Raw genomic sequence first — 25,871 nt, forward strand, 5'->3', positions numbered from 1 at the left:
GCGGGCGTTCAGGCCAGCGCCAGGAAGAGCTTTTCCAGTTCTGCTTCGGTCATGGGTTCTTTGTTGTCTGCCGCTTCGCCTGTCATGCACTCTCGGAGACCGGTAGCGACGATCTTGAAGCCAGCTTTGTCGAGGGCCCTGGAAACAGCGGCGAGCTGGGTGACAACGTCTTTGCAATCGCGTCCGTTCTCGATCATGCCGATCACTCCCGAGAGTTGGCCGTGTGCGCGGCGGAGGCGGTTGAGGACCAATGCGATGCTGTCTTCGTCGCCGATCATGGGGTCTCCTTCAGATGCATGATGATGCCAGAAATTGCCAGATTACCCCCGGGGGCATCCAACGGGGTGCACGGTAGATCATCCGAGAACGAGAGTGTCGATGAGGACGTAACCTGCCACGACAAACACCAGGTAGGCGAACCACTGCCGAAGTGAGTCCGTGGCGATGCGTGTACCGAATCGTCCGGCCACCAACGAACCCGCAATGGCTGAACCTGCGAACGCTGCCGTCAAGGGCCAGTTTCCACCTAGGCCGTCGGCCTGAGCGATGAGTCCGGCGGCGGAGTTGGCGACGATGACCACCAAAGAGGTTCCGACGGCGACACTCATCTCGATTCCCAGCAGCAGAACCAATGCGGGGATGATCAAGAAGCCCCCGCCGACGCCGAACAGTCCGGTAAGGACACCGACGCCGAATCCGGTCGGTATGGACCGAGGTGCGCATCGGCGCCAGTTGATCCCGGAATTGCTCGTCCTGCAGGCGGTTCCGGGATTGTCGGGGCTGCGCAGCATGCGTGCCCCCGCGAGGATCATGACGATCGCAAAGCCGATCATCACGGCAGTTTCAGGTAGATGCTTGCCAAGGGCAGTGCCGGCCAGGGTGCCGAGGACTCCGGTGGCGGCGAAGATTGCCGCGAGTCGCCATTCGATGAGCCGCGCCCGCACCTTGGAGATGACCCCGACCGCGGAGGCGACACCGATCACCAACAGCGAAGTCGGTATCGCCTCCGGCAGGGGGAACCCGAGAGCGTACACGAGGATCGGGACAGCGAGGATCGATCCACCGCCTCCGAGGAGACCGAGCAGGATTCCGACGGTGAGGCCGAGCGCCAGCGCCAGGGTCAACGTCATCAACTGCGCACTGCATCCCGACTGCCGAGCGTGTCCAGGGCGGCTTGGAGTTTGGTGGTGGCCTCGGCCGCGACATCTGACAGTGCTGGTTCGCCCGTCACTTGGACCATGAGGTCCGGGTTCATCGCCTCGACGATGACCGATCCGGCGGTGGTGTCGGCACGGACGACGACGTTGCAGGGCAGTAGCAGGCCGATCTCACGCACGATTCCTACGGCGCGGTGTGCAAGCGTGGGATTGCACGCGCCTAGGATCAGATACTTCTCCATGTCTGTGCCAAGTTTGGCTTTCAGGGTGGCCTGCATGTCAATTTCGGTCAGCACACCGAAGCCTTGCTCGGACAGTGCTGCTTTGGTGGCGGTGACCGCCGTCTCGAAGTCGGTGTCGGTCAAGGTGGTCGAGAGTGCGATGGTCATGGTGGAGAATTCCTTCCGTTCGTCGAACTGCGGCAATTGTGTGCCTATCCGCTTCGGGGGTGGCGAAGACTTGGTACGCCCGCTCTGGTGAGAAGCGCACTTGCCGGGCACCAGCCGACCGCGGCGTAGAGGGCGAGGTTCGCGGCGGCGAAGGCGCTGAGCAGCCTCCACCGTGGTGCGTGGAGTTCGCCGAGGGTCAGGCCCGTCGCGGTGACGCCGGCGGCCAGTGCGGGGACGATACGTTCGATCGGCCACCCGGCAGACGTGCTCGAATGCGTGATGTTCGGATCGGTCATGATTCCTCCGTGAGGTGTTGTAATGGTCAGTGCGAGAAGCGGATCGACGGCAACATTCTGCGCAGCCAGCCCGGTGCCCACCATGCAGCGTGACCGCTCAGCCGGAGCAGGACCGGGAGCAGGATCAGCCTGATCAGGAAGGCGTCGAGCAACACCGCGACGCCGAGGATGATGCCCATTTCCTTGGGTGGGAGCGGATCGGAGAGCGCGAAGGTGAAGAACACGGCGACCATGACCGCCGCAGCGGCGAAGATGACGCGTCCGGAGTGCGCGAGGCCGTCGACCTGAGCAGCCTTCGGGTCCCCGGTCTTCTCGTAGTGTTCTTTCGCGGTGGCGAGCAGGAACACGGTGTAGTCCATGGCGATGGCAAAGATCATCGCGAAGAAGAACACCGGCCCCCAGCCGTCGAGGAAACCTTGAGGGGTGAAGCCGAGCAGCGACGATCCGTGTCCGTCTTGGAAGATCAGCTTCGCAACCCCGAACGCTGCGGCGGTCGACAGCAAACTGACGGCGGTGCCGAGGATCGCGATCAGTGGTGCCTGCAGAGCGACGAGCAGCAGGATGAAGCCGAGGGCGAGGATGATCCCGATAACCAACGGTAGGTAGTCGTTCAGGGCTTGCTGCAGGTCGAGGTTCTCCGCTGGCGCGCCGCCGACGAGCGCGGACTCCGGTAGTTGTGCGCGTAGGTCACCGAGGATCGTGCCCATGGCCTCTGCGGAAGGGTCCACGGCAGGAAACGCTTGCAGCAGTGTGTAGTTCGAATCGTCTGTTGATGGTGTGGGCGGGGTGACCATCGAGATCCCGTCGACGCTGCTCGCTGCCGCGGCGGTAGCAGCCGCATCGGAAGACGGGACAACTATCTGCAGCGCGCCGGGTGCCCCGTCACCGAACTGGGCCTGAACCAACTCGTAACCTTGCCGAACGGGCGCATCGTCGGGAACGACAGCGATGGACGGCATTGCCACCTTCAGTCCCAGGACAGGTAAGGCCAGGGCGACGAGGATGCCGACGGAGACCAGCGCGAACGGCCATGGGTACTTGTGAAGCAATTCGCCCCACGCAGCGAACTTCGGGGATCGGTGCTGTTGGCGTTTCGCGTAAGGCAGGGATGCTGCGTTGACCTTGGGGCCGAGTGCGCCCAGCGTGGCCGGAAGAAGTGTCATGGTGGCGATCAGAACGAACGTGACGGCCAGCATGATGCCTACGGCCATGGTGCGCACGGCCGGTGCGGGAACGAGCAGCACTGCCGAGAGGCTGACCAGGACGGTAAGTCCGGACAGGAGCACCGCTTTGCCTGCGGTGTCCATGGTTTCGGCAACGGCTGCTCGTGGATCGGCCGTACGGAGGGCGTCGCGGAAGCGGGCGACGATGAACAAGGCGTAGTCGATGCCGAGAGCGAGGGCGAACATCATCGCGAAATTCATCGCCCATACCGAGATCGGTGTGACCTCGTTGAGCAGCACCAAACCGCCGGCGGAGGCGACGAGTCCGGCCACTGTGAGCAACAGCGGCAGCCCGGCAGCGACGAGGGAGCCGAATGCGAGCACCATGATCGCCAAAGTGACTGGCCAAGAGAATAGTTCAGCCTGAATCATCGCATCGTGGTTGGCTTTGTTGAAGTCGGACCACAACGCGGAGGATCCGGTGGGATAGACCTCGATACCGTCGCCGGAGAGTGCGGTCAGCTCGTCTTTGACATCGTCGACGGCTTTGACCATGTCGTCCGCGTTTGCGTTGGCGCCGGCGATGAGGATGCCGGTGTGGCCGTCGGGGCTGATGGTCATACCAGGCTGTGGGGCGATGACGGCACCGAACCGGGTGTCACCGTCGAACACAGCTGTGACGTCGATGAGTCTCTGCTGCACGGTGGGATCGTCGATCGACGCGGTGTCCGAATGGACCACCACCTGAACCGCGGCCGAGGAGTTCCCGCCGAAATGCTGTTGCGCGAGTTCACGGACCTGGACCGATTCGGATCCGTTGGCTTGCCACCCAGCACCCGCCAGTGACGAAAAAACCGACGGCGCTGCAGATCCGAGCGCGACAAGCGCGATCAGCCAGACACCGAACACCCATCGGCGGCGTGCGACCATCGCGCTTCCCAGGCGTCCGAGTATGCCGGGTGTAGATACGCGATCACGATCGTCACGACCGGTGGCCGTCACGGTGTCGGGCACAGACATAACTTCTCCTAAAATACGGGCTGGGGTATTCAAATGAGCGAGCTAGACCTCGGTAAACCTGACCCAATTGGAAGGTTAGGCCCTTGCACTCGCGACCGGGATTGGCGGCGAAACAGCGATCGCGAGGCGCTGGCGCCGATCGATAGGACCAACGGTCTCAGCAGAGCAGGTGCACTGCCGAGGCCGTGAAACATCCTTCGTGACGTCGTCGACATGTCGATCGCAACCTGCCCACGCGATCTTGTCGCATATCGGGCACGGGACGGGGTAACACATAGACAGTCCTTTCTGACGAGCGTCTACCCACTGTTGCATATACCCAGGGGGGTATGCAAGTACCCCTGGGGGTATACGCTCGGGTAGGCCGTTCGCTCCTCTCGGGCGCCCACCCGAGGGGGTGGGCCGTCCGGGTCGTCGAGTGCCCAGGCGAGGTACCGCTTTCTGGGTAGCCGACGCACACGTCGGCGCATCCGTCGAGACGACTCAGTCCGGGTGCGGCGGCCACGCCATCGGTGAGAGGTCTCGGGAACTCGTGGCGTGGATCGAGCGCGCCGGAACCGTCATCGGGGCAGTCGCCGTACGAGACGAGCTCCGACCGGAAGCACATGAGGTGATCGCCGGGCTACGACGCGGCGGGTACACCGTCGCGATGCTCACCGGCGACAACGAACGCACCGCCCAGGCGCTGGCCGCCGACGTCGGGATCGACGACGTGCACGCCGACCTGCGCCCGGAGGACAAGGCACGGATCGTGGAAACCTTGCGTGCGAACCGCCCGACGGCAATGGTCGGGGACGGTGTCAACGACGCCCCCGCCCTGGCCACCGCCGACTTGGGCATTGCCATGGGCGCGATGGGTTCCGACGTGGCCATCGAGACCGCCGATGTTGCTCTGATGGGCGAAGACCTGCAGCACCTGCCGCCGGCTCTGCATCCGATGAACCGAATGCTCGCACAATTGCGCAGTGTCTACACGAAGCGCATCGCTTGCACGACCGACACAGCGCCGTCGCGTTTCGGCCCGCAAAGAGGACCGCAGCCGGCCGCACCAGCGATGACACCCAGCGTTGGCATCACCTCGAACGCACACATGTCCTCTCCCAGCCCTGTCCATGGCCACACAAACCACCTCGCCATGCTCCCCTGGCCTTACATCAGCGTGACTGCCGCGAAGCCGTCGGGCAGGTTCTTCGCATCATCGTCGTCGCCGCCCCGGGATCCGCACTGGGCCGCTATCCGGAGGGCAACACCGAACGAACTCGTGCCGGTCTTATGACACCGATGCCGATACCTGACGATCTTGCCGAGAAAATGCAGACCTACCAGTCCTGGGTTTCGTTTACCGCGAGCTGTCCTGCACTGCCGCATACTCGAAACCACACGCCGACGGAGGAACACCATGATGCACCTTGAAATTTTGCAAGTCCCGGACTGCCCGAACGTGCAGCTCCTCGAACAACGGATCGAGCACGTTCTCGCGGAGGAGTCCATCGATTGGGAACTGCGCCACGTAATCGTCGACGATCCTCGATCCGCAAGGCTTGCGGGCATGACCGGATCGCCGACGTTGCTCGTCGACGGCCGCGATCCGTTTGCCGAACCGGACCAGGTCCCCAACGTGTCATGCAGGCTCTATCGAGATTCCACGGGCGAGGTCGGTGGCGCTCCTACCGTTGCTGCACTGAGGGGTGCGTTCGGTATGGCTGCGCCCACAGCTGATGTAGAGGGCGATGAGTGAAAGTATCGGCCACCCACCGGTGGTCCCAACAGGGTCGTCTCCAGCAGCAGCCCCGGGGTTCCTCACAAGGGCGAGCTGACTCAACGGTCCTCCGTACTGCGCCTGCTCGAGTCTCGTCCGCCTGATCCCGCAGCTTGTACCGATTCCGAAACTCGAGACCACCACGGATACCGCCGACTCCGCACCTGATCCCGTCACCTGACATCTTCATCCCAATGCCAATCAATGCATGATCGCGCGCCCTCGGCATCACCCAGGAAGGCAGCTTTGAGCGGTCATACGTCCAAAAAAGACAGGTTGTGGCACCGATGCTGGGCATTTTCGTTACTGGAGCTTTCACGCGCACCTAACCGGAGGGAACCCTTCACCGGGTGCGCATTGCACGCCGTTTTTCATCTACGACCATCACTTCTTCATTGATCCGGCGGCGCAATGACCGGAACGCGATCGCAGAGATGGCGAATCCGAGCAGCACCGCCCCGAACAGTGCTAACACACCGGGGATTTCGAGTTCGAGTATGGCGTTGATTCCCATGATGATCACTGCGAGGCCGGCGATCAGGGCGAGTCGAACCGCGGTGTAGTACATCACCAGACGCACGAGCTTTGACCGTGCTACACGGTTGATCCGCGCCACGCGCGTCTGCGGTGCTTGATGGGCACCCAGTGCCGCAATTTCTGGGCTGACTGGTGGATTGATACGGCCCTTCGGAGCGGACTGGCGTTTCACGATGCTCGATTCTCGGGTTCGGATCCCGCCTCTGGTTGGCGGGGGCGACAGAACGAACCATATGTCTACTATGCACAATAGTAGTTCAGTGTTGTCCCGGTTCACCGCACCACGCTTGGAGGAAGTGCATGCAGGCACAGTCTCGGTGGTTCCTGCTCTTCCTGGTTGTGATCGGTCTTCTCGTCGTGGCGATCTGGCCTCGATCAACGTCAACCGAGACCCATTCCTCGACCCGGCCTCAAGTGCCTCCGGCCGCCCAGGCAGATGAAGATCGCGTCGACTCGGGGTTTTCCTCGAAGTCCGCGGCAGCAGCGGTTCCCTGTCCTGTGGCCCCGGCAGTACCGCCCGCTGGAGGAGAACTCCTGGGAATCAAAGCGACGTGTCTTGGCGAGAATACTGTGGTCGACCTCGGTGCAGCGCTGTCCGGGGAGCCGACCCTGATCAACCTCTGGGCCTCGTGGTGCGGGCCGTGCCGATCGGAAATCCCGGTCCTGAATGACTATGCAGGTACTCCGGGCTCCATCCGAGTAGTCGGGATCAACGTCCAGGACGACATGTCCACAGCACTAGCGCTTCTCACCGCTGCAGGCGTGCACTATCCCTCGTTCGCTGCGGTCGACGACATCGGAATTGCGCTATCGGCGCCGCCAGTTCTGCCGCTGAGCTTTCTCGTCCAACAAGACGGGTCCGTCGAACAGATTACAACCCCCATGGTTTTCGAAAACACTGACCAAATACGCTCCGCTGTAAGTGAGTTGATGAAATGAATGCCCCCGCACTCCCTCGCAAATCGAGACAACGCGTACTCGGAAAACCGACCCGCATCCTCCCACTGGTCGCTATTCTCACTGCGATCGTCGTCGCCGCGAGTGGATGTGCAACCGGCACCGATGCAGTCGCTTCGGGTGCGAATTTCGATTTCGTGTCACCGGGAGGACAAACCGATATTTTGTACGACCCGCCCGAATCGCGAAACATGATCGGTGTATTGGCCGGACCTGACCTCATGGCCGACGGTAGCGATATTTCACTCACTGATTACGCCGGTCAGGTCGTCGTGATCAATCTGTGGGGGCAATGGTGCGCCCCGTGCCGGTCCGAGGCCGACGATCTCGAGCGCGCGTACGAAGCAACCGAAAGTCTCGGTGTTCAGTTTCTCGGGATCAACGTTCGAGATCCTCAACGAGACAAAGCCCAGGACTTCGTCGTCGACAACAACGTCAGCTACCCCTCGATCTACGACCCGTCGATGAGAACTTTGACAGCGCTCGGCGGAAACTATCCGACAAGCGTGATTCCCTCCACCTTGGTGTTGGATCGCAGACAGCGCGTCGCCGCTGTGTTTCTTCGCGCACTTCTCACCGAGGATCTGCAACCGGTCATCGAGCGCGTGGCGGCCGAGCGGTGAACGAACTCGCCCAAGGTGTCGGCTCCAGCTTCCAGACCGCCGCCGCGAGCGGCCCGTTACTGCTCGCCGTAGCAGCGTGCATTCTGGCCGGTCTGGTGTCGTTCGCATCGCCGTGTGTGGTGCCGCTCGTTCCCGGATATCTGTCGTATCTAGCCGGCATTTCCGGAGCTGATTCTCCATCGGTGACCCGTGGCGACGAGACCTCGGAACCTGCAGGCAGATGGCGGGTTACCGGCGCGGCAACGATGTTCGTTGCCGGATTCACCGTGGTGTTCGTTCTCGCCACCGCGTCGGTGTTCGGGGTGATCGGAACCCTGCGCATCAACGAAGACCTGCTCCAACGGGTGGGTGGTGTGATCACCATCGTGATGGGGTTGACCTTCATCGGCTTGATTCCTGCCTTGCAGAAAGACACACGGTTCGCCCCGCGGCGTATCTCCTCCCTTGCCGGCGCGCCCTTGTTGGGGGGCGTGTTCGCGTTGGGTTGGACACCATGTCTCGGCCCCACCCTCGCCGGAGTTATTTCGGTGGCGGCCGGAACTGAAGGCACGACAGCAGCGCGGGGCGTGATACTGATTGTCGCCTACTGTCTGGGATTGGGACTGCCGTTCATCGTGCTTGCGTTCGGGTCGGCGAAAGCTCTCCGCGGCGTCGGGTGGCTCAAACGCCATTCACGGACGATTCAGATCGTCGGCGGAATAATGCTCGTCGCTGTCGGGCTCGCACTGGTCACCGGCGTGTGGGGCATGTTCGTCGGCTGGTTACGCAACGAATTCGTCAGTTCGGTCGTGCTGCCGATATGACAGATAACGCCACCGCGGGAGGTCGCATCCGCCGCCTCCCGAGACTGATTATCCGAGAAAGCGTTCGACTACTGCGCCACAATTGGCGCCGGTTGACGTCGATGAGCACCGCGCTCGTGCTCCTGTTCCTCTTGGCACTCGCAGCACTTCCCGGAGCAATGCTGCCTCAGCGAAATCTCAACGTGCAGAAAGTGTCCCAGTACATCGCGGCGCAGCCAACCCTCGGCCCGCTATTCGACAAGCTGGAGTTGTTCGACGTCTTTTCCAGCTTCTGGTTCACTGCGATCTACGTCCTGCTGTTTCTCTCTCTCATCGGCTGTCTTGTTCCACGCCTGCAGGCGCATCTCGGCGCGCTTCGGAGCCAACCTGTACGAGCACCTCGGAATCTGTCCAGGTTGCCGCACCATTTCCACGGCGTAGTTGACATCTCGCATGACGAGGCCCTCACCAGAGTGCGGCAGTCGCTCAAGGGCTGGCGGGTAGCCGTCAGGTCCGAAAAGGATTCCGAGGTATCGGTTTCCGCGGAAAAGGGGTATCTGCGTGAGGCCGGGAATCTGGTGTTCCACTTCTCGCTGATCGGGTTGCTCGTCACCGTCGCGATCGGCAAGTTGGTGGGGTACGAGGGTTCGGTGATCGTCATTGCCGACGGCGGCCCCGGTTTCTGTAATACGTCACCTGCCGTGTACGACTCGTTCCGCGCGGGAAGTGCTACTGACGGCACGGGTCTCGCGCCCTTTTGCATCAAGGTCAACGACTTTTCCGCAGATTATCTCGATACTGGTCAGGCCGAAATGTTCACCTCCAACATTTCGTATCAGAGCGGGCAGGATATCGCGACCAATACCTGGAAAGACTATCGTCTTCGGGTCAACGAACCGCTGCGTACCGACGGTGCCCGTGTTTATCTGACCGGCCATGGGTACGCGCCGCAGTTCACCGTCACTTTTCCCGACGGACAGTCCCGTACCGAGACGATGCAGTTTCAACCGGACGATGCGGTCACGTTCCTGAGCAGTGGGGCGTTGCGGTTCGATCCGCCAGGTGGATCGTTTCCGAATCCGGACGAGCGCCGGAAGAATCAGATCGCCATCGAGGGACTCTTCGCGCCGACCGCTTCCTTCAGCGGGACGCTTCTGACTTCGTCGTTTCCCGATGCGCGTGATCCTGCGGTCGCGATCGACATCTACAAGGGCGATACGGGTCTGGACACCGGCATCCCGCAATCGATCTTCTCGTTGAACAAGGAAATGATCAACCAAGGAAGGCTGGTCAAACAAGATCGTGTGAACCTCCGCCCTGGAGAGACGCGGACTCTCACCGATGGAACACAGGTTCGGTTCGACGGCGCCAAGGAATTCGCCAATCTGCAGGTGTCGTACGACCCTGCGCAACAGTGGGTTCTCGTCTTTGCGATCACGATGATGCTCGGACTTCTGATCTCGCTCGTGATCAGGAGGCGGCGAGTGTGGATCCGCCTACGCCCGGGGACGGGACCGGAGCAGGCTGATCTCGAACTCGGTGGACTCGCGCGGACCGATCATGCCGGCTGGGGCGGCGAATTCGACGATCTCTGTGAGAAATTGTTGACTGACCAGCGCAGTTCTCCTTCTACGAGAGCGGGCCTGTGAGGGTCCTTTCGGTCGACCGTGCGATCACTGCCGACAGTGAATTAGATGCATGCCTGAAGAGTGGTCGCCCCAAACGGCACCACGGTGGGATCGCTTTGCGTCTCGCTCTTTCGGTGGGCGCTGGGTGGCTGCTGTTTCTCAGCTTTCCGCCGCGCACGCTGTGGTTTCTCGCCCCTGTAGCCATCGCCCTGCTGACCGTCGTTCTCCAGGGGCGCAGTCTCCGTGCGGGTTTCGGATTCGGCTATGCCGCGGGACTGGGATTCTTCGTTCCCTTGCTGCCATGGGTCGGAGCGTACGTGGGTGCAACGCCTTGGTTGGCGTTGGCGGCGATTGAAGCGCTCGCGTTCGGAGTGTTCGGCGTACTGGCGGTGGCCGTCGGCCACGCTCCGCTTTCCCCGGTGTGGATTGCGGGTGCATGGGTCACCGCAGAAGCACTTCGTAGCCGAGTTCCGTTCGGCGGTTTCCCGTGGGGGCGTTTGGCCTTCGGGCAGGCAGACGGCCCGCTGCTGCCGTTGGCTTCGATCGCGGGGGCGCCAGGTCTTTCCTTCGTGACTGCACTGATCGGAACACTCATCGCCTGGTCACTGGCTGGGCCCTTGAATGTTCGATGGCAAGCATTGGCGAAAGGTGGCGCTTGCATCGTCCTCATCTTTGTGAGTGCATTGGTGACCGGTTCTCCCGGTGCCGCCCCTGACGAGGTCGTCACTGCGACCGTCGTTCAGGGCAACGTGCCGCGACTCGGCCTCGATTTCAACGCCCAACGCCGAGCTGTGCTCGACAATCATGTTGCCCGCACCGAACAACTCGCAGCTGAGGTCACAGCGGGCCGAGCAGCCCGGCCACGACTTGTCATCTGGCCCGAAAACGCTTCGGATATAGATCCTTTGACGAATCGGGATGCGGCGGATCGACTGGACCGAGCAGCCCGTTCTATCGGCGCCCCGATCCTGGTCGGTACGGTCCTGCAGGGCGAGCCAGGAACATCGATCAACAGTGCCATGGTCTGGGATCCCACGGATGGCCCTGGGCAGCAACACATCAAGCGGCAGCTTGTGCCCTTCGGGGAGTACCTGCCGCTCCGATCGATCGTTAGTGCGGTGTCGTCATATGCCGATTCTGCGGGCAATTTCGTTGCCGGGAACGGGAACGGCGTCGTCGACCTCAACGGAATTCAGGTAGCTGTTGCCACGTGTTACGAGGTGGCCTTCGACGATCTGGTGACCGAGTCCGTCAAGGCAGGAGCCACCGTCATCGCGGTTCCCACCAACAACGCGACCTTCGGCCGGACCGAGATGACCTTTCAGCAGCTGGCCATGTCGCGGGTGCGGGCGGTCGAACACGGCCGCAGTGTGCTGATCGCAGCAACCAGCGGTGTCAGCGCAATCATCACGCCAGCGGGTGTGGTGCGTCAACAGAGCGAGATCTTCACAGCACAAGCATTGACCGACGAGATCGCCGTTCGCTCCGATCTCACGTTGGCAACACGTGTGGGTTCGATTCCGGAACTCGCGTTGTCTGCGATCGTGCTTTCTCTCGCCGCTTCGGCACTCTTCAGAGGCATGTACCGGGTTCGGCGGGGTGAAAGAACGAGAACATGAATTACTATGCATGATAGTAATTCAGTGTCGGTGCCAGTGCACAAGCGAAACGAGTTCACCAATGACGATTTGTACGGCGGCAATGAACCTGCCCGAACGTGGTACAACGCGATGGGACCGATCGCGAGCAACTTCGGACCCATCACGCTACCCCCGCTGGACCAGAAATATGTTCGCGGTTCGGCCGGGGATCAGGTACCCGACGTGGTCGGGATGACCGAGTCCGCCGCAACATCTCTGTTGCAGAACGCCGGGTTCAAAGTGACGGTCTCCCTCACGTCAAGTCCGAGCGCGAGAGGGACAGCAACCGCGACAGCTCCGTCGGGAGCGGCACTTCCGGGCTCCACCATCACCCTGTACATAAGTGACGGATCCTCGACACCGAGCACCACCACGACGAGCCCATCACCGTCAGATACCCCAGGCCCACGATAAGCCCGGGTGCGCCACCATGATGCTTCGGCGATCCCCACCCGGTGGGGACTGCCACCGCACGCGCTCATCATGAACTCGATTCCCGTCGAGGACCTCGGATCCCGGTTGTGGCGAGCAGAAATCGCTCCGGAATACGGAACATGCGGAGTGCTTCCCTATGTGCCGCCCGCTCCCGCATTCAAAAAACATGATTCGATCGTAACTACATTCTAAGTAAATGACTTTCGATAAAACGGCATCGAAATTCCGCCCCACCGACTAGTAGATCGTTTCGGACATCAGATGGGAGGGTCCTCACGAATTCACGAGCCGTCTGATCGCCTCGGCGGCCTCCCTGATCTTGGCGTCGGATTCGGCGCCCCCTCTTGCGGCGGCATCGACGACACAATGACTGAGATGGTCTTCGAGCAATTCCATAGCTACTGCATGCAGCGCTTTTTTCATCGCCGATATTTGGGTAAGGATGTCAATGCAGCACCTTTCTTCTTCAACCATTCGCTGCAGCCCTCGCGACTGACCCTCAATACGCTTGAGGCGTTTGAGGTACAAGTCCTTTGCGCTGATGTATCCGTGGGTCGCATAGTCACGACGGCCTGGACCAACCGGATTAGTTGTGCCCACGAGATTCCCCTGGTCTCGTCGCCCGTAGTGGGCCAGACGCGAAATCACGTCGTCTCCATGGTGGGCGACAATCGATTGGACCTGCCCTGGCTACGGTGTAGTGCAGCAGTGGCACACACGAAGGCACGTTGAGCAGCATCCCGTCTGTATGGGCGCTTCGCCAACTGCAAGATCTCCGGGTAAGTGACCACACGAGAAGAACTCTCAATCATTCCTGCCACCAGGGCTAGGCAGTACCGCTGCACCCGCCCTGTGTTCAAACTTCCTGCCCACCGCCGGTTGCGCCACCAATGACGCGATGCGCCGTCATCCCGTCGACCCGTGCGTGGGACCAGACCAATTGCACCTCCCTGCCGTATCAGATCAGGGGCTTCGACGGCGAGCATTTCCCTTGCACTAGACCATTGCAGGGGGTGAATTCGCAGCCAGCCAACACCCTCATCTACTATGCATCTTAGTAGATAAGGTACCAGTCGCCCGGAAATGTTGCCATCCCTTCGAATACAGGACGAGACACCCAGATGCCCAATAGTCGTCGTGCGCGAACGTCCCCAATCGTGGGGCTCGTCGGCGCCGCTCTCATCGCCGTTTCTCTTGCGGCTTGTTCGACGCAGGGAAACGACGACAAGGCCGGCCAGTCCATCGTCCCGCCCATACCAGGGGTGGAGCTCACACCCGAACTTGACCATCTGCACGGGTTGCATATCAACGCCGATGGCACCATCTTGGCGGGTACGCATCGCGGACTGTTCGCGATCGGAGATTCGGGCGACACAGTGCGAGTGGGTGATTCCGACGACGATTTGATGGGGTTGGCGGGCGTGGCGGGCAGTGACACGCTCTTTTCCTCAGGGCACCCGGGACCGTCCAGTACCGCAGCCAACCCACTTGGCCTACGCACCAGCAACGACGGCGGCCGAACCTGGACGGATAGCTCGCTCGCGGGACAGGTCGACTTTCATTCTCTGGTTACAGATGGCACGACACTCGTCGGCTTCGACGGGGCCAGAGGTGTCACGGTGTCGAAGGATCAGGGAAAGTCGTGGGAATCCGGCGGTGCCCTGGGTGTGGCGTCCCTCGCTCTCACCGAGAGTGGGACATGGGCTGTCACCTCGTCAGGGCTGCAGTACAGCAGCGACGACGGGCGCACCTTCACAAAGTTCGCTGGAGCGCCGTCCATGGTGCTGATCGCGGGCTCCTCGGATGCACTGTGGGGGGTCGATCAAGATGGATTCGCCTGGCGGAGCAGGGAGGGAAAAGGCTGGGAGAAGCGCGCTAATGTCGGAGCAGTCGAAGCGTTGACTGCGGCGAGTTACGACAGCGCGTACGCGGCGACTTCTCAGTCTCTGTATGCCTTGAACTGACCTGAACATGTCGTTGTTCGTTCGAATGTTCCAGAGCATCACACTTGTGCTCGTTGCGGGAGTCCTTGTGGTTCTGGGCGCCGGCATCGCCAACGCTCACCCCACGCTGCTCTTTACCGAACCTGGCTCGGAGACTGCCGTTTCCGAGCCTCCGCAAGCCATCACCCTGATCTTCAACGAACAAGTCACCGCCGGGACCGATGCGATCAAAGTCCTGGACGGCGCAGGCCGTGAGAGCCCGATGGAGGCAGCAGAGTCGTCCAAAGGTGGCCGTGCAATCACTTCCCGGCTCTCGGATGCTCCGTCGCCGGGCACCTACACCGTCCGGTGGCAAGTGATCGGCGCAGATGGTGACCTCGTCGAGGAAGACTTTCGGTTTGCCGTCGGCCTCGCTTTGACCGACAGCGGCGGTGGCGGTGGCGACGACAGCGCCTCGACCTCGTGGACGGAAACCGTGCTCCGGTGGCTGCTGTTCGTCGGGTTCGCCCTCGCGCTCGGGACACTTGTCGCGGAGAGATTGTCGTCTGTACCGCACGCCGAGAACCCTTCGTTGAAGAAGTTGCGCACCTGGTTTCCGGCCGGCGCTTGTATTGCTTTGGTAGGTGTTGCAGGCCTTATGGTTTCGCTCGCCGCTTCGTCCAGCGTTGCTGCGCTATGGCAAGAACGTGCGGGCATCATCTTGCTCGTAGAGACGTGTGGGCTCATGTTGGCCTTGGCGCTGAAAGCCGCGGGGAGCCCCAGACTTGCGAGCGCAGCCCTTCTGCTGGTCATTGCCGCCGAAGGGCTGCGCTCGCACGCAAACGTCGTCGCTCCCGGATGGGGCGCGTTTCTCACCGCCGTTCATCTCGCGGCAGCGGCAATCTGGGTCGGCGCTTTGCTCCACACGGTTCGCACTGCATTCGCGTGGCGGGGTCAGCATGCCCCGGTTCGGTGGGTCGTGGCCGGTTACACACGACTTGCGCTGTGGACCTTCATCGTCGTCGTGACCACCGGTACGATCTCGGCATTGTTGCTGATCCCCGTTGCCGCAATGTTTTCCACCCCGTACGGGCAACTTCTGACGGTCAAACTACTCTTCGTCATCGCCGCCTCGGGTGTGGCGATATCTGCACGGCGGACGATGCGCAGAACTGAACAAGTGGGCAAACTGCGCAATCAGATTCGTATCGAGAGCATCCTCCTGATCTCCGTGCTCGCCATCAGTGCTGCATTAGTCTCGACGGCGCCTGCCAATTCACCCGCCCAGCCGGGACCACCTGCAGCCATCGGTCCGGTTCTGCCGCTGGGAACATTGGCTGGACAGATTGGGGTGAGCGTCGCCGCCAGCGAAGGGCAGCTGGTGGTTCGACTGTCGACTCCGCGCCGCGTCGACTACTACGCTCAGGAACCGGACCAGGAATACACCTTGATCGGCGCACTGCGGGCGAGCGGGCAGAACACTTCCCTTCCCTTGCGCGGGTGCGGATCCGGATGCTTCGTGGCGCAAGCCGATTGGCCACTGGGTGAAAGCATGCTCACGCTCGAGGCCGCGGCGACAGGGTGGCTGGGCGGGACGGTCAGCATGTTAATTCCATGGCCTGTTCAGTCCGGGGACACCGATCTCGCTCGAGCCGTAGATATCACCCGCACTCAGAAGAATCTGACCTTTTACGAATCGGTGACCAGTGATGCCGCAAACGTCGGACCCGAACCTCAGCAACTAAGTCTGTCCAGCGAGTTCTTCCTCGCCCAGGAGCCGTATGCGGACGGGACTGCGCCCATCGCGGTGCGCTTACCCAGCGCCGGACGGCAACTCCGTCTGGCATTGGGCTATCCGGCTGCGGGTATGAACGTACTGCTCGACCTCGACCAAACTGGACGAATAGTTTCCGAAACACTAAGCGATGCAAAACATCTCATCACCCGCACCTTCGTCTACCCCGAAGTGAACTGATGGGGGAGAACTGACGAGATATTCACGTCCACAGTGAACTGTCACCGTGCAATAGGAACGGAAGCTGCGATGATCTCCCCTTACTCGTTCATTCACCCCTGCCAGTTCTGTCGCACCCGCGCACTGGCCGCGCCCAGGCCTTCGAAATTCCTACGGCATACGCAGGGTGACGAACCGGTAGCGGTGGCTCTGGCCTGCAGTCTGTTCAACCACTCATCCCCTGCTGTCGCTTGTCTTGATCACCGCAACCTTCTGATTGCAGGTTCCACCGTCACCTCGCTGGTCCTGCCCGGCGCGCACGACACCACGCTGATCACCGCGACAGTCGTCATCGAGCGCGAAGACAAGGATCATACCGGCACGCGTGAGTGGAGGGTTGCACGTTCCCCTGTTGCCGCAGACGTGCATCGTGCACGACACCTTGCCCCTACACAACCAACTGTCGGCGCTGCGGATACGACAGACGCTCATAGCGGAACTACTGACCATCCGAGTCGACGGCCCCTCCCCAGAAGAATTTTTTGCACAACAACACATTCCAGGAGAAAAATATGATGCTTACACGTGCTGTTTCCACACGTATCGCAGTCTCAGCGGGGTCTGCCGCCGGTCTGATGCTGATCGCCGGCTGCGGCGGCCATGACATGAGCCAAATGTCGAGCAACGACAGCGGAAACATGTCCAACTCCTCCGCGGCCTCGCAGCCCAACGGCGCCAACAGCGCGGATATGCAGTTCGTCGCGATGATGTATCCACATCACGCACAGGCCGTCGAGATTGCAAAGATGGTTGACAGTCGCACCACCAATCCTCGAATACTCGAACTCGCCGCTTCGATCCAAACCGCTCGCGGGCCCGAAATGGATCAGATTGCAGCGCTCATCGAACAATGGGGTCAACCTACGTCCGACGCCACCTCCCCTGTGGACTCCATGGATGAAATGGACCACGGCGGGGTTGATTCAGGAATGATGTCCCAGCAGCAGATCGCTCAATTGGAGGGACTGCGCGATGGGGACTTCGACACCGCGTGGCTGAAGATGATGATCGAACATCACTCCGGCGCGATCGCGACGGCCCAATCGGAACTATCCGATGGCGACAACGCCGACGCCAAGCAATTGGCTACCGATATCATCGCCGCACAGCAGTCCGAGATCACCGCGATGCAAGCACTTTTGCAACAGAACTGATCCGGAAACTGGCGAGTGGCTAGGCCTGTCCGTCGAAGCCTCTCTTCTCGTTGTCCGCTCTGATCTTCCATCTGATTACTTGCGTCCCTTGCGAATCACTGTCTTCGTCGGCGCTCCCCACCCACTGACGTGAAGGAACAATTATGGCCTCAACACGGCATACAGGGTTAGTCGTCCTTGTCCTTATGGTCGCAACGCTGACAGGATGCACCTCCACAGCACCGCAGTCCGCACCGAGTGACACGGGTGCGCCCGCCGAGAACGACTCTCCTGTCTCCGCGCTGGTGATGACTCCTTCCGGGGGGACAGATACCGTCAACCCCCTTGATCCGGTCACGGTGGAATCTGTTGGCGGGAGGCTCGACTCGGTAGTGCTCACCGAAGTGGGCGGGGCTGTGGTCGATGGCATCTTCACCCCTGACCGGCAGGTGTGGAAACCCGGCGCGTCCTTGGACTACGGGAAGACCTACACGATGACAGCGTCAGCCACCCAAAACGATGGCTCACGTCTCGATCAGTCCAGCACCTTCTCCACAGTCAAGCCGCGGAACCTGACCAAACCATCCTTCGTGACGGCCGGGGGTAACCTCCTCACAGATGGTGGCACTTTCGGGGTAGGGATCGTTATTGTCACGCATTTCGACGAGCCGATCCTCGATCGTGCAGCGGCGGAGAAAAGCCTGACTGTGCAAACGTCGGTGCCGCTCGAAGGCTCGTGGTACTGGGTGGATGACCAGAATGTTCACTGGCGACCTCGTGCGTACTATCCCCCCGGCACCGAGGTCACGGTCCGGGCTGCGGTCTTCGGCGTCCCGCTCGGTGGCGGACTGTTCGGACAGGAAGACGCCACGACTGCATTCACCATCGGCGACTCGCATATCGCCGTCGCCGACGATACGACCAAGCAAGTGACGGTCACGAGCAACGGCAAAACTGTGCGCACTATGCCGACATCGATGGGCATGGGAGGAACCGAGCTCGTCAACGGCCAAACGATCTCCTTCTGGACCCAACCAGGCATTTACACCGTCCTCGATCAGGCCAACCCCGTGATCATGGACTCGTCGACCTACGGACTTCCCGTCAATTCCCGGCTGGGGTACAAGGAAAAAATCAACTACGCCACCCGAATAAGCACCGACGGAATTTACCTTCACGAACTCGAAGACACAGTCTGGGCGCAAGGCAATACCAATGTTTCACACGGCTGCTTGAACCTCAGTCGCGCCAATGCTCAATGGTTCTATGATTTTTCGCTTCCCGGAGATGTCGTGGAGATACGCAATACCGGCGGCGCCCCTCTCGAATTGTGGCAGAACGGCGACTGGAGTGTGCCGTGGGACCGATGGTCGGAAGGCAGCGCGCTGTAAGACCTGTCGCCCTGCCGGCAAACGATGCTGAATCGCAAACAGAAGCTCCGCGCGAGACGTTCTCCCGTAGTCGACGCGAAAGTGCTGGATAAACCTTTTGACACTGTCAGAGCTGACAGGGGTTCGGCAGATCGTCACGGGAGGAGGTCGCCAGACACCGCCGCCGTATCGGGGCGGCGACGGGAAGCAGAACAGATAGTATTTCTACAGGGCTTCGGTTCGCCGTCTCGGCAACCTCCAGCGTGCAGAGTCGACACGACACCCTCATCGAGCGGTCCCACATCACTGTGACCGACGAATCACCGACAGCGCTGGTTGGGCCCCGTACGAAAGCGACGGAGGTTGCAGGTTGGGCACTCGCACGGTGCGGTGACGAATGCAGCTCTACGAGGAGGAAAAATGCAAGGTCTGGGAGAGCTCGAGGCGCTGGTGATGGATGTGCTGTGGCGCTCCACCGAACCGGTCCGTGTGCGCGACGTCATCGACGGCCTCGATGACGACCGTGAACCGGCGTACACGACGGTGATGACCGTCATGGACAATCTTCATCGCAAAGGTTGGGTGCATCGTCAGCGAAACGGGCGCGCGTACTGGTACGAAGCCACGCGAAGCCGCGAGGAAGCGGCAGCTGACGGGTTGCGCGCACTTCTCGAATCCACCGGAGACCCGACCGGGGTCCTGTTGCATTTTGTTCGCGGGACATCCGACGTCGAATCGAAGATCCTGGCGCGTGGATTGCGTGAACGAGGCAAGAAGTGACAGCCGTCCTCGCGTGGGCGGTCGGTGGCCTTCTCGTTGCCGCACTCTCCCCGCTGTTCCTCGGATCGATGATGCGTCGCGGCGTTGATCCGCATGTCGTCCTCGTCTTGTGGGGCGCTCTGGCACTCGGAACTGTAGTGAGTATCAGTGTCCCGGTGATCTTGAGCCTTTTACCCAGTCACGGTGGTGTCTCGTCGCTGATCGAATTCGCCCACAGCTGTTGGCTCGCCCTTCACGACGACGCGCCGGCCAGGCTCGAGACGGCGGTGGGTGTACTCGGTGGGTCAGCCCTGGTCATCGGGGCGGTGCGAGGCACCGTCCATCTGTTCAGCTTCTCCCGCACTCGCCGCGAGCTACACCAGCAGCACCTCGGGTTGCTGCGCATTCTGGGGGGTGCACGGTCCTCGTCACTGCTCTGGCTCCCGGTTTCTGTGCCCTTCGCCTACAGTATCGCTGGGCGCCCCGCGCTTGTAGTTGCGAGCGACGGATTGAGAGATCAACTCGACACCGAGGCTCTTGCTGCAGTACTCGCACATGAACGAGCACACATCACGGGGCGGCACCATCTGCTCGTCAGCGCAGCTCAAACGCTCGCCTACGCGTTTCCGTGGCTTCCGATCATGCGATCTTCGCCCCCATTGGTCCGTGCGTTGGTGGAAATCGAAGCCGACTCCCGAGCCGTTCGTCAGCATGGGCGCGAATCCGTGCACCGCGCACTCTGCAGTATGACACCTCACGAGGTGCCCGTGGCGGCTCTGGGAATAGCGCAGGATTGCCTGGCGTTGCGACTTGATCGTCTGTCCTCCCACCGCACCCACCACCCGGCGCCCATTCGCTACCTCCGCACCCTTGCTGCCTGCGGAACGGCGATCGTCCTACCTGCGGCGCCTCTTCTGGCGCTACTGGGTGCGATGGCGATGGCTTCATGCGCAGCAGGTGCTTGAAACAGTGCGAAACCGGGTCGTGGACGAACAAGGAGTCCGGCCCGCAGGGGGCCAGTGCTCAAGGCCGGTTCACCCCCTCCTCGAACTGAACCGGCCTCATGCACCGAACGCGGCGCCAATCGAATTGGCCAGATCCCGCGCGAAACTTGATTCGTGGCCATCCCAATTTTCGTGAGACTCACCTTCTGCGCACGTGGCATCGGCAGAAAAGCGCAAAAGGCTACTACTCTGGGTCACGATCACACCACGCCCAGCAGAATCGTCGCGACGATGACAATTCCGCATGCCGCGCTGGTCAGAAGCCGCCCGCGCCGTGTATGAGGGTCCGCACGATAGGGGAACAACCCTTGACGGACCCACGTGTAGATAGCCGCGGCGACAACGAATACTGCTCCGTCATAGGGCGTTTCGGTGCCGTAGAGGACGAAAATCAGTGTCGCGAGGCCGATGATCAAGCCTGCGAACGCTTCGATCAGTTGCACGGGGATTCGGCGCACCGCGAGAGTCCGGTCCGAAGCCCACATTCCCCATCTCGACCTGGTAGGTCGACCCGAACAGCATCCTGTCAAAAAGCATCCCGGGCGCCCGATCGCAATCCCGAGAAACAACCCGGGCGTTGTCATGTCCAGTAACACACCGACGCCCAGACCGAAGGCTGCTCCGCCGAGCACCAATACCGCGAGCGACACCACCAAAAATCCTTGTATGCATGCGCCGGCAGAGACGAATTTTCGAAGGCTCTGGCGGTGAAGTGCCAAGTACCAGAGCTTCGCACCCACGTAGCCGAGAAGGCAGCCGAGGATCGAAATGAGAACTGCCGCAGTGGCGTTCTCGCTCATACGGGTCAAGAGCAGTGCCTGCATGACGATGGCGAACACTGCACCCAAACCGACCAACAGCGGCCACGTCCAGAGTCGCACGCCGGGCCCGTGCACCAATGGCGCTGCGGTAGTCCAGGCCGTGGCGGTCTGCGGAGCTGCGATGTCGAACTGCCCGGTGGTGTCGTCCGGAGTTTCGATGCGCTCGGCACTGACAGTCCAACTACCAGTGGCGATTCCGCGGATTCTCGCAGTCACCGCGAAGCGTTCCCCCGCTGGAACACCGTTGACGTGGGTGACCCTCTCGAAACGTTCCGGTTCGCTGCCCGGGCTGTTGCGGGCTCCTCGGAACAGAATCGACAGATCGGAAGTAACCTCGGGCGATTCTCCCCAGTACGTTGCTGCGAGCCCCTGTGGTTCTATCTGCGTGAACGCTTCAGCGCACCCACCGCCGGGCGCAGCGAGTTCCGTTGCAGCGGTCGACTCGTCGTCACCCAATGGCCGGGCAACGCGTTCAGTGCCCGATGGCTTGGTGGGCATCGCCTTTTCGGCGATGGCCGGCGCCGGCGGTGCTTGAGCCAAGGCCGAGGCTGGCGTCGGCGCTGCTTTACTCAGATACGCCGCTGCGGCCGCTGCGGCCAGTTCTTCCACGGCACTACCGGCCGGACTGGGCCTAGCACGGGGTGTTGTGCCGACTTCGTCGTGCGGTCGTGAAGTGGGGTTCCGCTTCGGTGACGTGGCGCGTCGGGCTCGACTCTGCGTCGTAGACCGCTGTTTCGCGCGGGTTTTGGTTGATTTTTTGCTCACCGTCGCCCCAATCTCTCGGTTGGCGCGGATGCCCACCGAACTACTAAGGTCGATAGTAGCTGAACTACGAACCTGGATAGTAGGTAGAGGTCGAGCGCGAACGCGCGGGTGGGCACTGCGGCGAGACGAGGCGCTTCGAGGCCGAGCCGAGGAATATGGGAATTCCATGGTGCCGCAACGATCTTGGGCACACTCAAGAAGGACCTGGAAAGGACATCGAACGTCAACCGGCAATCGCGCGGACAGTGTAGTAGTTTGCGAGACTGGATAGGCTCCTTGTTCACCATGTTCGGAGACCGGGCACGGACTACTGGGTACGACTGCGGCAGACCCGGCGGCTGATGCGGGACTGGGCGTAGGGATCGCACTACGTTGCAGCAAGGGTGTGCAAAGTATCGAAGCGAACAATCACATCTAAGGGATCTGCAAAATGGAAGCTGACGCGATGCGCAACCACCGCCTGGTGGATTTGCCGACCAATGGCGCGGTGTTCGAAACCTCTCGGCCGGTACGGACGGGAGATATCGACGTCTCCGGGACGGTGCGACTCGATGGCGTTGCACGTTATCTGCAGGACATCGGTTTCGACGATCTCGATGCGAGCGGCGCAGCGGCTGCCCACCCGGTGTGGGTCGTGCGCCGCACAGTCATCGATGTCATTCGTCCGGTCAGCTGGCCGGCTCGTGTGCGCATGCGCAGATGGTGCTCGGGGTTGTCGAGCAGGTGGTGCACGATGCGTGTCCGCATCGAATCCGACGGCGGCGGCTTGATCGAGACCGAAGGATTCTGGATAAATCTCAATCCGGTCAACGGGATGCCTTCCAGGATCGAAGAGAGTTTCATGGCCGGACTCGGTTCGACCGCCAACGATCACCGATTGAAGTGGAAACCCTGGCACACCGCTCATCCGGGCGATGGGGAGGAAACGACATTCGTCTTACGATCGAGCGATATCGATCCGTTCAACCACGTCAACAACGCCACGTATTGGCAGCCTGTCGAAGACCTGATCAGAGATTGGGCCGGACCCCGAAATCCACTCCCCTACCGAGCGATTCTCGAATATCGCTCTCCCATCACCGCGGGAAACGACGTGACCGTGCGGTATCACAGTTCAGGGGAGAGCCTGAGTAGTTGGTTCCTGGTCTCGGGTTCGGTGTGCGCGAGTGCCTACGTCACAGCGATCGAAGTGTAAGTCCCCGGGCCGGGTCACCTCTGCGCTCTGGTCTCTTGAATCGTCATTGATCGGTTCACCTCACGAGTTCTTGACCAGGTGTGCCGGTAGCGGCGGGGTGAGTGGGTGTTCCCGGAGCGTTTCCATTACCTCGAATGTCGCGTCGAATGTCACGCATCGACAGTTCCCCGGCAGTCGATGTGCCGCCCTTTCGGACGATGTACTGGCAACGCGATAACGAAGGTGGTGCCTTGCCCGGCTCCGTCACTCGCGGCGGTGATCTGTCCACCGTGTGCTTCGACGAGTGCTTTCGCGATGGACAGTCCGATCCCTGCCCCTCCGTGAGCACGATCGCGTGCTGCGTCGGCGCGATAGAAACGCTCGAACAGATAGGGGAGGTGCTCGGCGGCGACTCCATCGCCTTCGTCGGTGAGTGTGAGGATGAACCGATCCCCTTTCACCCGTCCCCGCACCTTCACTGTGCTCTGTGATCGACTGTGGCGCAGTGCGTTGTCGAGCAGATTGCTCAACACTTGCCCTATGCGCTCCGGGTCCAGCCACACCGACGGCAGATTTCCGGGGACGTCCACGCTCAGAATGACTGCTTTCGTGTCGTATCGTTCTTCGTGCGCCGCTACCGCTGAGCTCACCAGTACCTCAGGTCTGGTCCATGTCGGTTCGATTGCAGCTCGATTCGTCTCGGCATCGGACAGCGCCGAGACGTCGCCGGAAAACCGTGCCAGACGTCGGGTCTGATCTCTGAGCATCGCAATGGTGTGATCATCGAGAGCTTCCACTCCGTCTTCGAGCGCTTCCATGAATGCTTCGAGAACAGCTACCGGCGTCCGGATCTCGTGCGCGAGATCTGCCAGCAACCGTCGACGCATCGACTCGGCAGACTCGAGACGGACCGCCATTTCGTTGAAGGCCGTCGCAAGTGCGTCGAAGTCGTCACCGAGCTGCGGCGGCGGGACTCTGGCCGCGTAGTTTCCCGCCGAGACTGCCGTGGCGGCAGTTGACACCGCAGTCACCGACCGCTGCAGCCGACGACTGAGATACCAGGTCACAGCCAGCGCGCACAACGCAGCTGCGCCGATCGCCACGGACAACGAGACCGCAGTTGCCGAGCGATATGCCTGCTCGGCATGCATTTGCTCCTCAGACATCGGAGGCACGCCCGCGCGGCGCAGATGCTCGCGGAACAAACTCGGACCGACAGTGACTGCAACGACCCATGAGGTGGCCGCTCCTGCCACCAAGACCAGCGTTTGGGCCATCAACAAACGCACGCCGACACCGAGTCCTCGGCGGGTACGCCCCTGATGAGACGAAAGTTCTTCCAGGGTAGTCATTTTCCGGAACCCATTCGGTACCCGATGCCGCGCACGGTATTGACATACAAAGGCGCGGCGGGATCATCGCCGAGTTTGCGGCGCAGATGACCGATATGAACATCGACAAGATGTTCGTTCCCCGTCCACGCAGGACCCCACACTGCTTCGATCAGTTGCCGACGGCTGAACGCCATCCCCGGCCGAGCGGCCAATGCCGCCAACACGTCGAATTCCGTCCGAGTCAGCAGAACCGGTTTCTCGGCGACCGAGACCTCTCGCCCGGCAACGTCGATCCTGAGCACCCCGAACGTCATTGGCGGACTCTCCTCGTCTCGGGTTACCGCTCTCGCAGTTGTACCGTGCGCGACTCCGCTGCGGGGTCTGCGCATCATCGCGCGGATCCTCGCTACCAACTCTCGGGGGCTGAACGGCTTGCTCATGTAATCATCGGCACCGACAGAAAGCCCGACGATGGTGTCCACTTCCTCACTGCGAGCAGTCAGCATCACCACGTATGCATCCGAAAATGTACGAAGTTCCCGGCATACCTCGATGCCGTCGATACCGGGCAACCCGAGATCGAGGACCACCACATCAGGATCGACCTCACGTGCCAGGGCGAGAGCGTCGAAACCGTTGTAGGCCACACTCACCTCGAATGACTCTCGTTCGAGGTAACTCGAGATGATCGAGGCCAGTGGGCGTTCGTCGTCGACGACCAGTGCCCGAAAACCTGCGTACCCGTCGGTTGACCGTGTTGACGTACTGTCCATGCCACCATCGTGGACTGCTCAGTCGCCGCTGCGCACGCGATACACGGTATGCGGTCACCTCTTCAGCGAATCTTCATAGAAAGCACACCGATCCCAGAGGGTTCGGCGAGCACTGTCGAAGGTGAGGAGAGTGAACGGACATGATGTGGTGGAGCGAGAATTCGGGTTATGGAATGGGTTGGGTCAGCTGGATTCTGATGGCGCTGGCGATGATCGCATTTTGGGGGTTGGTCATTGCGGCCCTACTTGCTTTGTTTCGTCCCAGGCGCAGTACCCGCAGCGAACTCCGTGGTACGAATGCGCAGCATCTGTTGGATGAGCGCTACGCCCGCGGCGAGATCGACGATGACGAGTATCGCTCCCGCAGTGAAGCTTTGGATCGATCCTCTCGTCGACACGAGAGTCGTTGACCTCTG

26 protein-coding genes and 1 pseudogene are annotated in these 25,871 nt (G+C 61.3%); 17 read left to right on the forward strand and 10 right to left on the reverse strand.

Features of this window, described 5'->3' with window-relative positions:
• Positions 1 to 8: 8 nt before the first annotated feature.
• From G4D79_RS31870 to G4D79_RS31890, 5 genes are all read right to left on the reverse strand, one after another.
• Positions 9 to 278 carry a metal-sensitive transcriptional regulator gene (locus G4D79_RS31870; protein WP_003944639.1) on the reverse strand — a complete coding sequence of 90 codons (270 nt, stop codon included), beginning with the start codon at positions 276 to 278 and terminating at the stop codon, positions 9 to 11.
• A 78-nt stretch (positions 279 to 356) separates the two neighbouring features.
• On the reverse strand, positions 357 to 1,130 hold the full coding sequence (locus tag G4D79_RS31875) for a sulfite exporter TauE/SafE family protein (RefSeq protein WP_003944622.1): 774 nt from the start codon (positions 1,128 to 1,130) through the stop codon (positions 357 to 359).
• Positions 1,130 to 1,546: a DUF302 domain-containing protein gene (locus G4D79_RS31880; protein WP_011133463.1), complete on the reverse strand. Its 417-nt coding sequence runs from the start codon at positions 1,544 to 1,546 to the stop codon at positions 1,130 to 1,132. Before G4D79_RS31880 ends, G4D79_RS31875 begins: the two co-directional genes overlap by 1 nt.
• Positions 1,547 to 1,590: 44 nt before the next feature.
• On the reverse strand, positions 1,591 to 1,842 hold the full coding sequence (locus G4D79_RS31885) for a YgaP-like transmembrane domain (protein WP_003944652.1): 252 nt from the start codon (positions 1,840 to 1,842) through the stop codon (positions 1,591 to 1,593).
• A 26-nt stretch (positions 1,843 to 1,868) separates the two neighbouring features.
• Positions 1,869 to 4,025 carry an MMPL family transporter gene (locus G4D79_RS31890; RefSeq protein WP_030538075.1) on the reverse strand — a complete coding sequence of 719 codons (2,157 nt, stop codon included), beginning with the start codon at positions 4,023 to 4,025 and terminating at the stop codon, positions 1,869 to 1,871.
• A gap of 544 nt (positions 4,026 to 4,569) precedes the next feature.
• On the opposite strand from G4D79_RS31890, the pseudogene G4D79_RS34835 reads away from it, so the two are divergent.
• The 3 genes and pseudogenes from G4D79_RS34835 to G4D79_RS31900 all read left to right on the forward strand — a co-directional run.
• Positions 4,570 to 4,956: pseudogene (locus tag G4D79_RS34835) on the forward strand (HAD-IC family P-type ATPase); the annotation flags it as partial.
• Between the two features lie 56 nt (positions 4,957 to 5,012).
• Complete coding sequence (locus tag G4D79_RS34840; protein ID WP_087503898.1) at positions 5,013 to 5,438, forward strand: DUF3703 domain-containing protein; 426 nt, start codon at positions 5,013 to 5,015, stop codon at positions 5,436 to 5,438.
• Positions 5,428 to 5,763: an alkylmercury lyase gene (locus G4D79_RS31900; protein ID WP_234552760.1), complete on the forward strand. Its 336-nt coding sequence runs from the start codon at positions 5,428 to 5,430 to the stop codon at positions 5,761 to 5,763. Before G4D79_RS34840 ends, G4D79_RS31900 begins: the two co-directional genes overlap by 11 nt.
• A 364-nt stretch (positions 5,764 to 6,127) precedes the next feature.
• On the opposite strand, the gene G4D79_RS35350 is transcribed toward G4D79_RS31900, so the two are convergent.
• Complete coding sequence (locus tag G4D79_RS35350) at positions 6,128 to 6,493, reverse strand: DUF4229 domain-containing protein (protein ID WP_019747393.1); 366 nt, start codon at positions 6,491 to 6,493, stop codon at positions 6,128 to 6,130.
• 128 nt (positions 6,494 to 6,621) lie between these two features.
• Here G4D79_RS35350 and G4D79_RS31910 point away from each other — a divergent pair, with 128 nt between their 5' ends.
• The 6 genes from G4D79_RS31910 (at position 6,622) to G4D79_RS34850 (ending at position 12,365) form a co-directional block, all read left to right on the forward strand.
• The gene (locus G4D79_RS31910; protein WP_003944602.1) at positions 6,622 to 7,260 is read left to right on the forward strand and encodes a TlpA disulfide reductase family protein; all 639 of its coding nucleotides are present in this window, start codon (positions 6,622 to 6,624) and stop codon (positions 7,258 to 7,260) included.
• Positions 7,257 to 7,901, forward strand: coding sequence for a TlpA disulfide reductase family protein (locus G4D79_RS31915; protein WP_003944594.1), 645 nt, complete (start codon positions 7,257 to 7,259; stop codon positions 7,899 to 7,901). The genes G4D79_RS31910 and G4D79_RS31915 overlap by 4 nt, the downstream gene beginning before the upstream one ends.
• The gene (locus G4D79_RS31920; protein WP_054827613.1) at positions 7,898 to 8,704 is read left to right on the forward strand and encodes a cytochrome c biogenesis CcdA family protein; all 807 of its coding nucleotides are present in this window, start codon (positions 7,898 to 7,900) and stop codon (positions 8,702 to 8,704) included. The genes G4D79_RS31915 and G4D79_RS31920 overlap by 4 nt, the downstream gene beginning before the upstream one ends.
• The gene (locus tag G4D79_RS31925; protein ID WP_058228113.1) at positions 8,701 to 10,332 is read left to right on the forward strand and encodes a cytochrome c biogenesis protein ResB; all 1,632 of its coding nucleotides are present in this window, start codon (positions 8,701 to 8,703) and stop codon (positions 10,330 to 10,332) included. The genes G4D79_RS31920 and G4D79_RS31925 overlap by 4 nt, the downstream gene beginning before the upstream one ends.
• 89 nt (positions 10,333 to 10,421) lie before the next feature.
• Positions 10,422 to 11,930, forward strand: coding sequence for an apolipoprotein N-acyltransferase (lnt, locus tag G4D79_RS31930; protein ID WP_231917504.1), 1,509 nt, complete (start codon positions 10,422 to 10,424; stop codon positions 11,928 to 11,930).
• 213 nt (positions 11,931 to 12,143) lie between these two features.
• Positions 12,144 to 12,365 carry a PASTA domain-containing protein gene (locus G4D79_RS34850; RefSeq protein WP_232354281.1) on the forward strand — a complete coding sequence of 74 codons (222 nt, stop codon included), beginning with the start codon at positions 12,144 to 12,146 and terminating at the stop codon, positions 12,363 to 12,365.
• Between the two features lie 294 nt (positions 12,366 to 12,659).
• Here G4D79_RS34850 and G4D79_RS31940 read toward each other — a convergent pair whose 3' ends face one another.
• The gene (locus G4D79_RS31940; RefSeq protein WP_051720984.1) at positions 12,660 to 12,986 is read right to left on the reverse strand and encodes a metal-sensitive transcriptional regulator; all 327 of its coding nucleotides are present in this window, start codon (positions 12,984 to 12,986) and stop codon (positions 12,660 to 12,662) included.
• Between the two features lie 521 nt (positions 12,987 to 13,507).
• Here G4D79_RS31940 and G4D79_RS31945 point away from each other — a divergent pair.
• The 6 genes from G4D79_RS31945 (at position 13,508) to G4D79_RS31970 (ending at position 20,549) form a co-directional block, all read left to right on the forward strand.
• Positions 13,508 to 14,350, forward strand: coding sequence for a F510_1955 family glycosylhydrolase (locus tag G4D79_RS31945; protein WP_030537778.1), 843 nt, complete (start codon positions 13,508 to 13,510; stop codon positions 14,348 to 14,350).
• 7 nt (positions 14,351 to 14,357) lie between these two features.
• On the forward strand, positions 14,358 to 16,283 hold the full coding sequence (locus tag G4D79_RS31950) for a copper resistance protein CopC (RefSeq protein WP_030537779.1): 1,926 nt from the start codon (positions 14,358 to 14,360) through the stop codon (positions 16,281 to 16,283).
• Between the two features lie 521 nt (positions 16,284 to 16,804).
• A complete protein-coding gene (locus tag G4D79_RS31955; protein WP_231917494.1) occupies positions 16,805 to 17,476 on the forward strand; it encodes a DUF305 domain-containing protein in 672 nt (223 codons plus the stop codon).
• Between the two features lie 185 nt (positions 17,477 to 17,661).
• Positions 17,662 to 18,846, forward strand: coding sequence for an Ig-like domain-containing protein (locus G4D79_RS31960; RefSeq protein WP_019747378.1), 1,185 nt, complete (start codon positions 17,662 to 17,664; stop codon positions 18,844 to 18,846).
• 399 nt (positions 18,847 to 19,245) lie between these two features.
• The gene (locus tag G4D79_RS31965; RefSeq protein ID WP_019747377.1) at positions 19,246 to 19,605 is read left to right on the forward strand and encodes a BlaI/MecI/CopY family transcriptional regulator; all 360 of its coding nucleotides are present in this window, start codon (positions 19,246 to 19,248) and stop codon (positions 19,603 to 19,605) included.
• The gene (locus G4D79_RS31970; RefSeq protein ID WP_019747376.1) at positions 19,602 to 20,549 is read left to right on the forward strand and encodes a M56 family metallopeptidase; all 948 of its coding nucleotides are present in this window, start codon (positions 19,602 to 19,604) and stop codon (positions 20,547 to 20,549) included. The genes G4D79_RS31965 and G4D79_RS31970 overlap by 4 nt, the downstream gene beginning before the upstream one ends.
• 239 nt (positions 20,550 to 20,788) lie before the next feature.
• On the opposite strand, the gene G4D79_RS31975 is transcribed toward G4D79_RS31970, so the two are convergent.
• Entirely contained in the window at positions 20,789 to 22,018 is a 1,230-nt protein-coding gene (locus G4D79_RS31975) for a prolipoprotein diacylglyceryl transferase family protein (RefSeq protein ID WP_051720982.1), read from the reverse strand.
• A gap of 586 nt (positions 22,019 to 22,604) precedes the next feature.
• Here G4D79_RS31975 and G4D79_RS31980 point away from each other — a divergent pair.
• Positions 22,605 to 23,369, forward strand: a complete 765-nt coding sequence (locus tag G4D79_RS31980) for an acyl-[acyl-carrier-protein] thioesterase (RefSeq protein ID WP_030537783.1) — start codon at positions 22,605 to 22,607, stop codon at positions 23,367 to 23,369.
• Positions 23,370 to 23,518: 149 nt separating this feature from the next.
• On the opposite strand, the gene G4D79_RS31985 is transcribed toward G4D79_RS31980, so the two are convergent.
• Both G4D79_RS31985 and G4D79_RS31990 read right to left on the reverse strand, forming a co-directional pair.
• The gene (locus G4D79_RS31985; protein WP_030537784.1) at positions 23,519 to 24,700 is read right to left on the reverse strand and encodes an ATP-binding protein; all 1,182 of its coding nucleotides are present in this window, start codon (positions 24,698 to 24,700) and stop codon (positions 23,519 to 23,521) included.
• Entirely contained in the window at positions 24,697 to 25,455 is a 759-nt protein-coding gene (locus G4D79_RS31990) for a response regulator transcription factor (RefSeq protein WP_030537785.1), read from the reverse strand. Before G4D79_RS31990 ends, G4D79_RS31985 begins: the two co-directional genes overlap by 4 nt.
• 140 nt (positions 25,456 to 25,595) lie before the next feature.
• Between G4D79_RS31990 and G4D79_RS31995 the strand changes: the two genes are divergently transcribed.
• A complete protein-coding gene (locus G4D79_RS31995; protein ID WP_030537786.1) occupies positions 25,596 to 25,865 on the forward strand; it encodes an SHOCT domain-containing protein in 270 nt (89 codons plus the stop codon).
• The last annotated feature ends 6 nt before the right edge of the window (positions 25,866 to 25,871 follow it).

This window comes from Rhodococcus sp. WY5 (genome assembly GCF_018588185.1).
GTDB classification, from domain to species: Bacteria; Actinomycetota; Actinomycetes; order Mycobacteriales; family Mycobacteriaceae; genus Rhodococcus_F; species Rhodococcus_F qingshengii.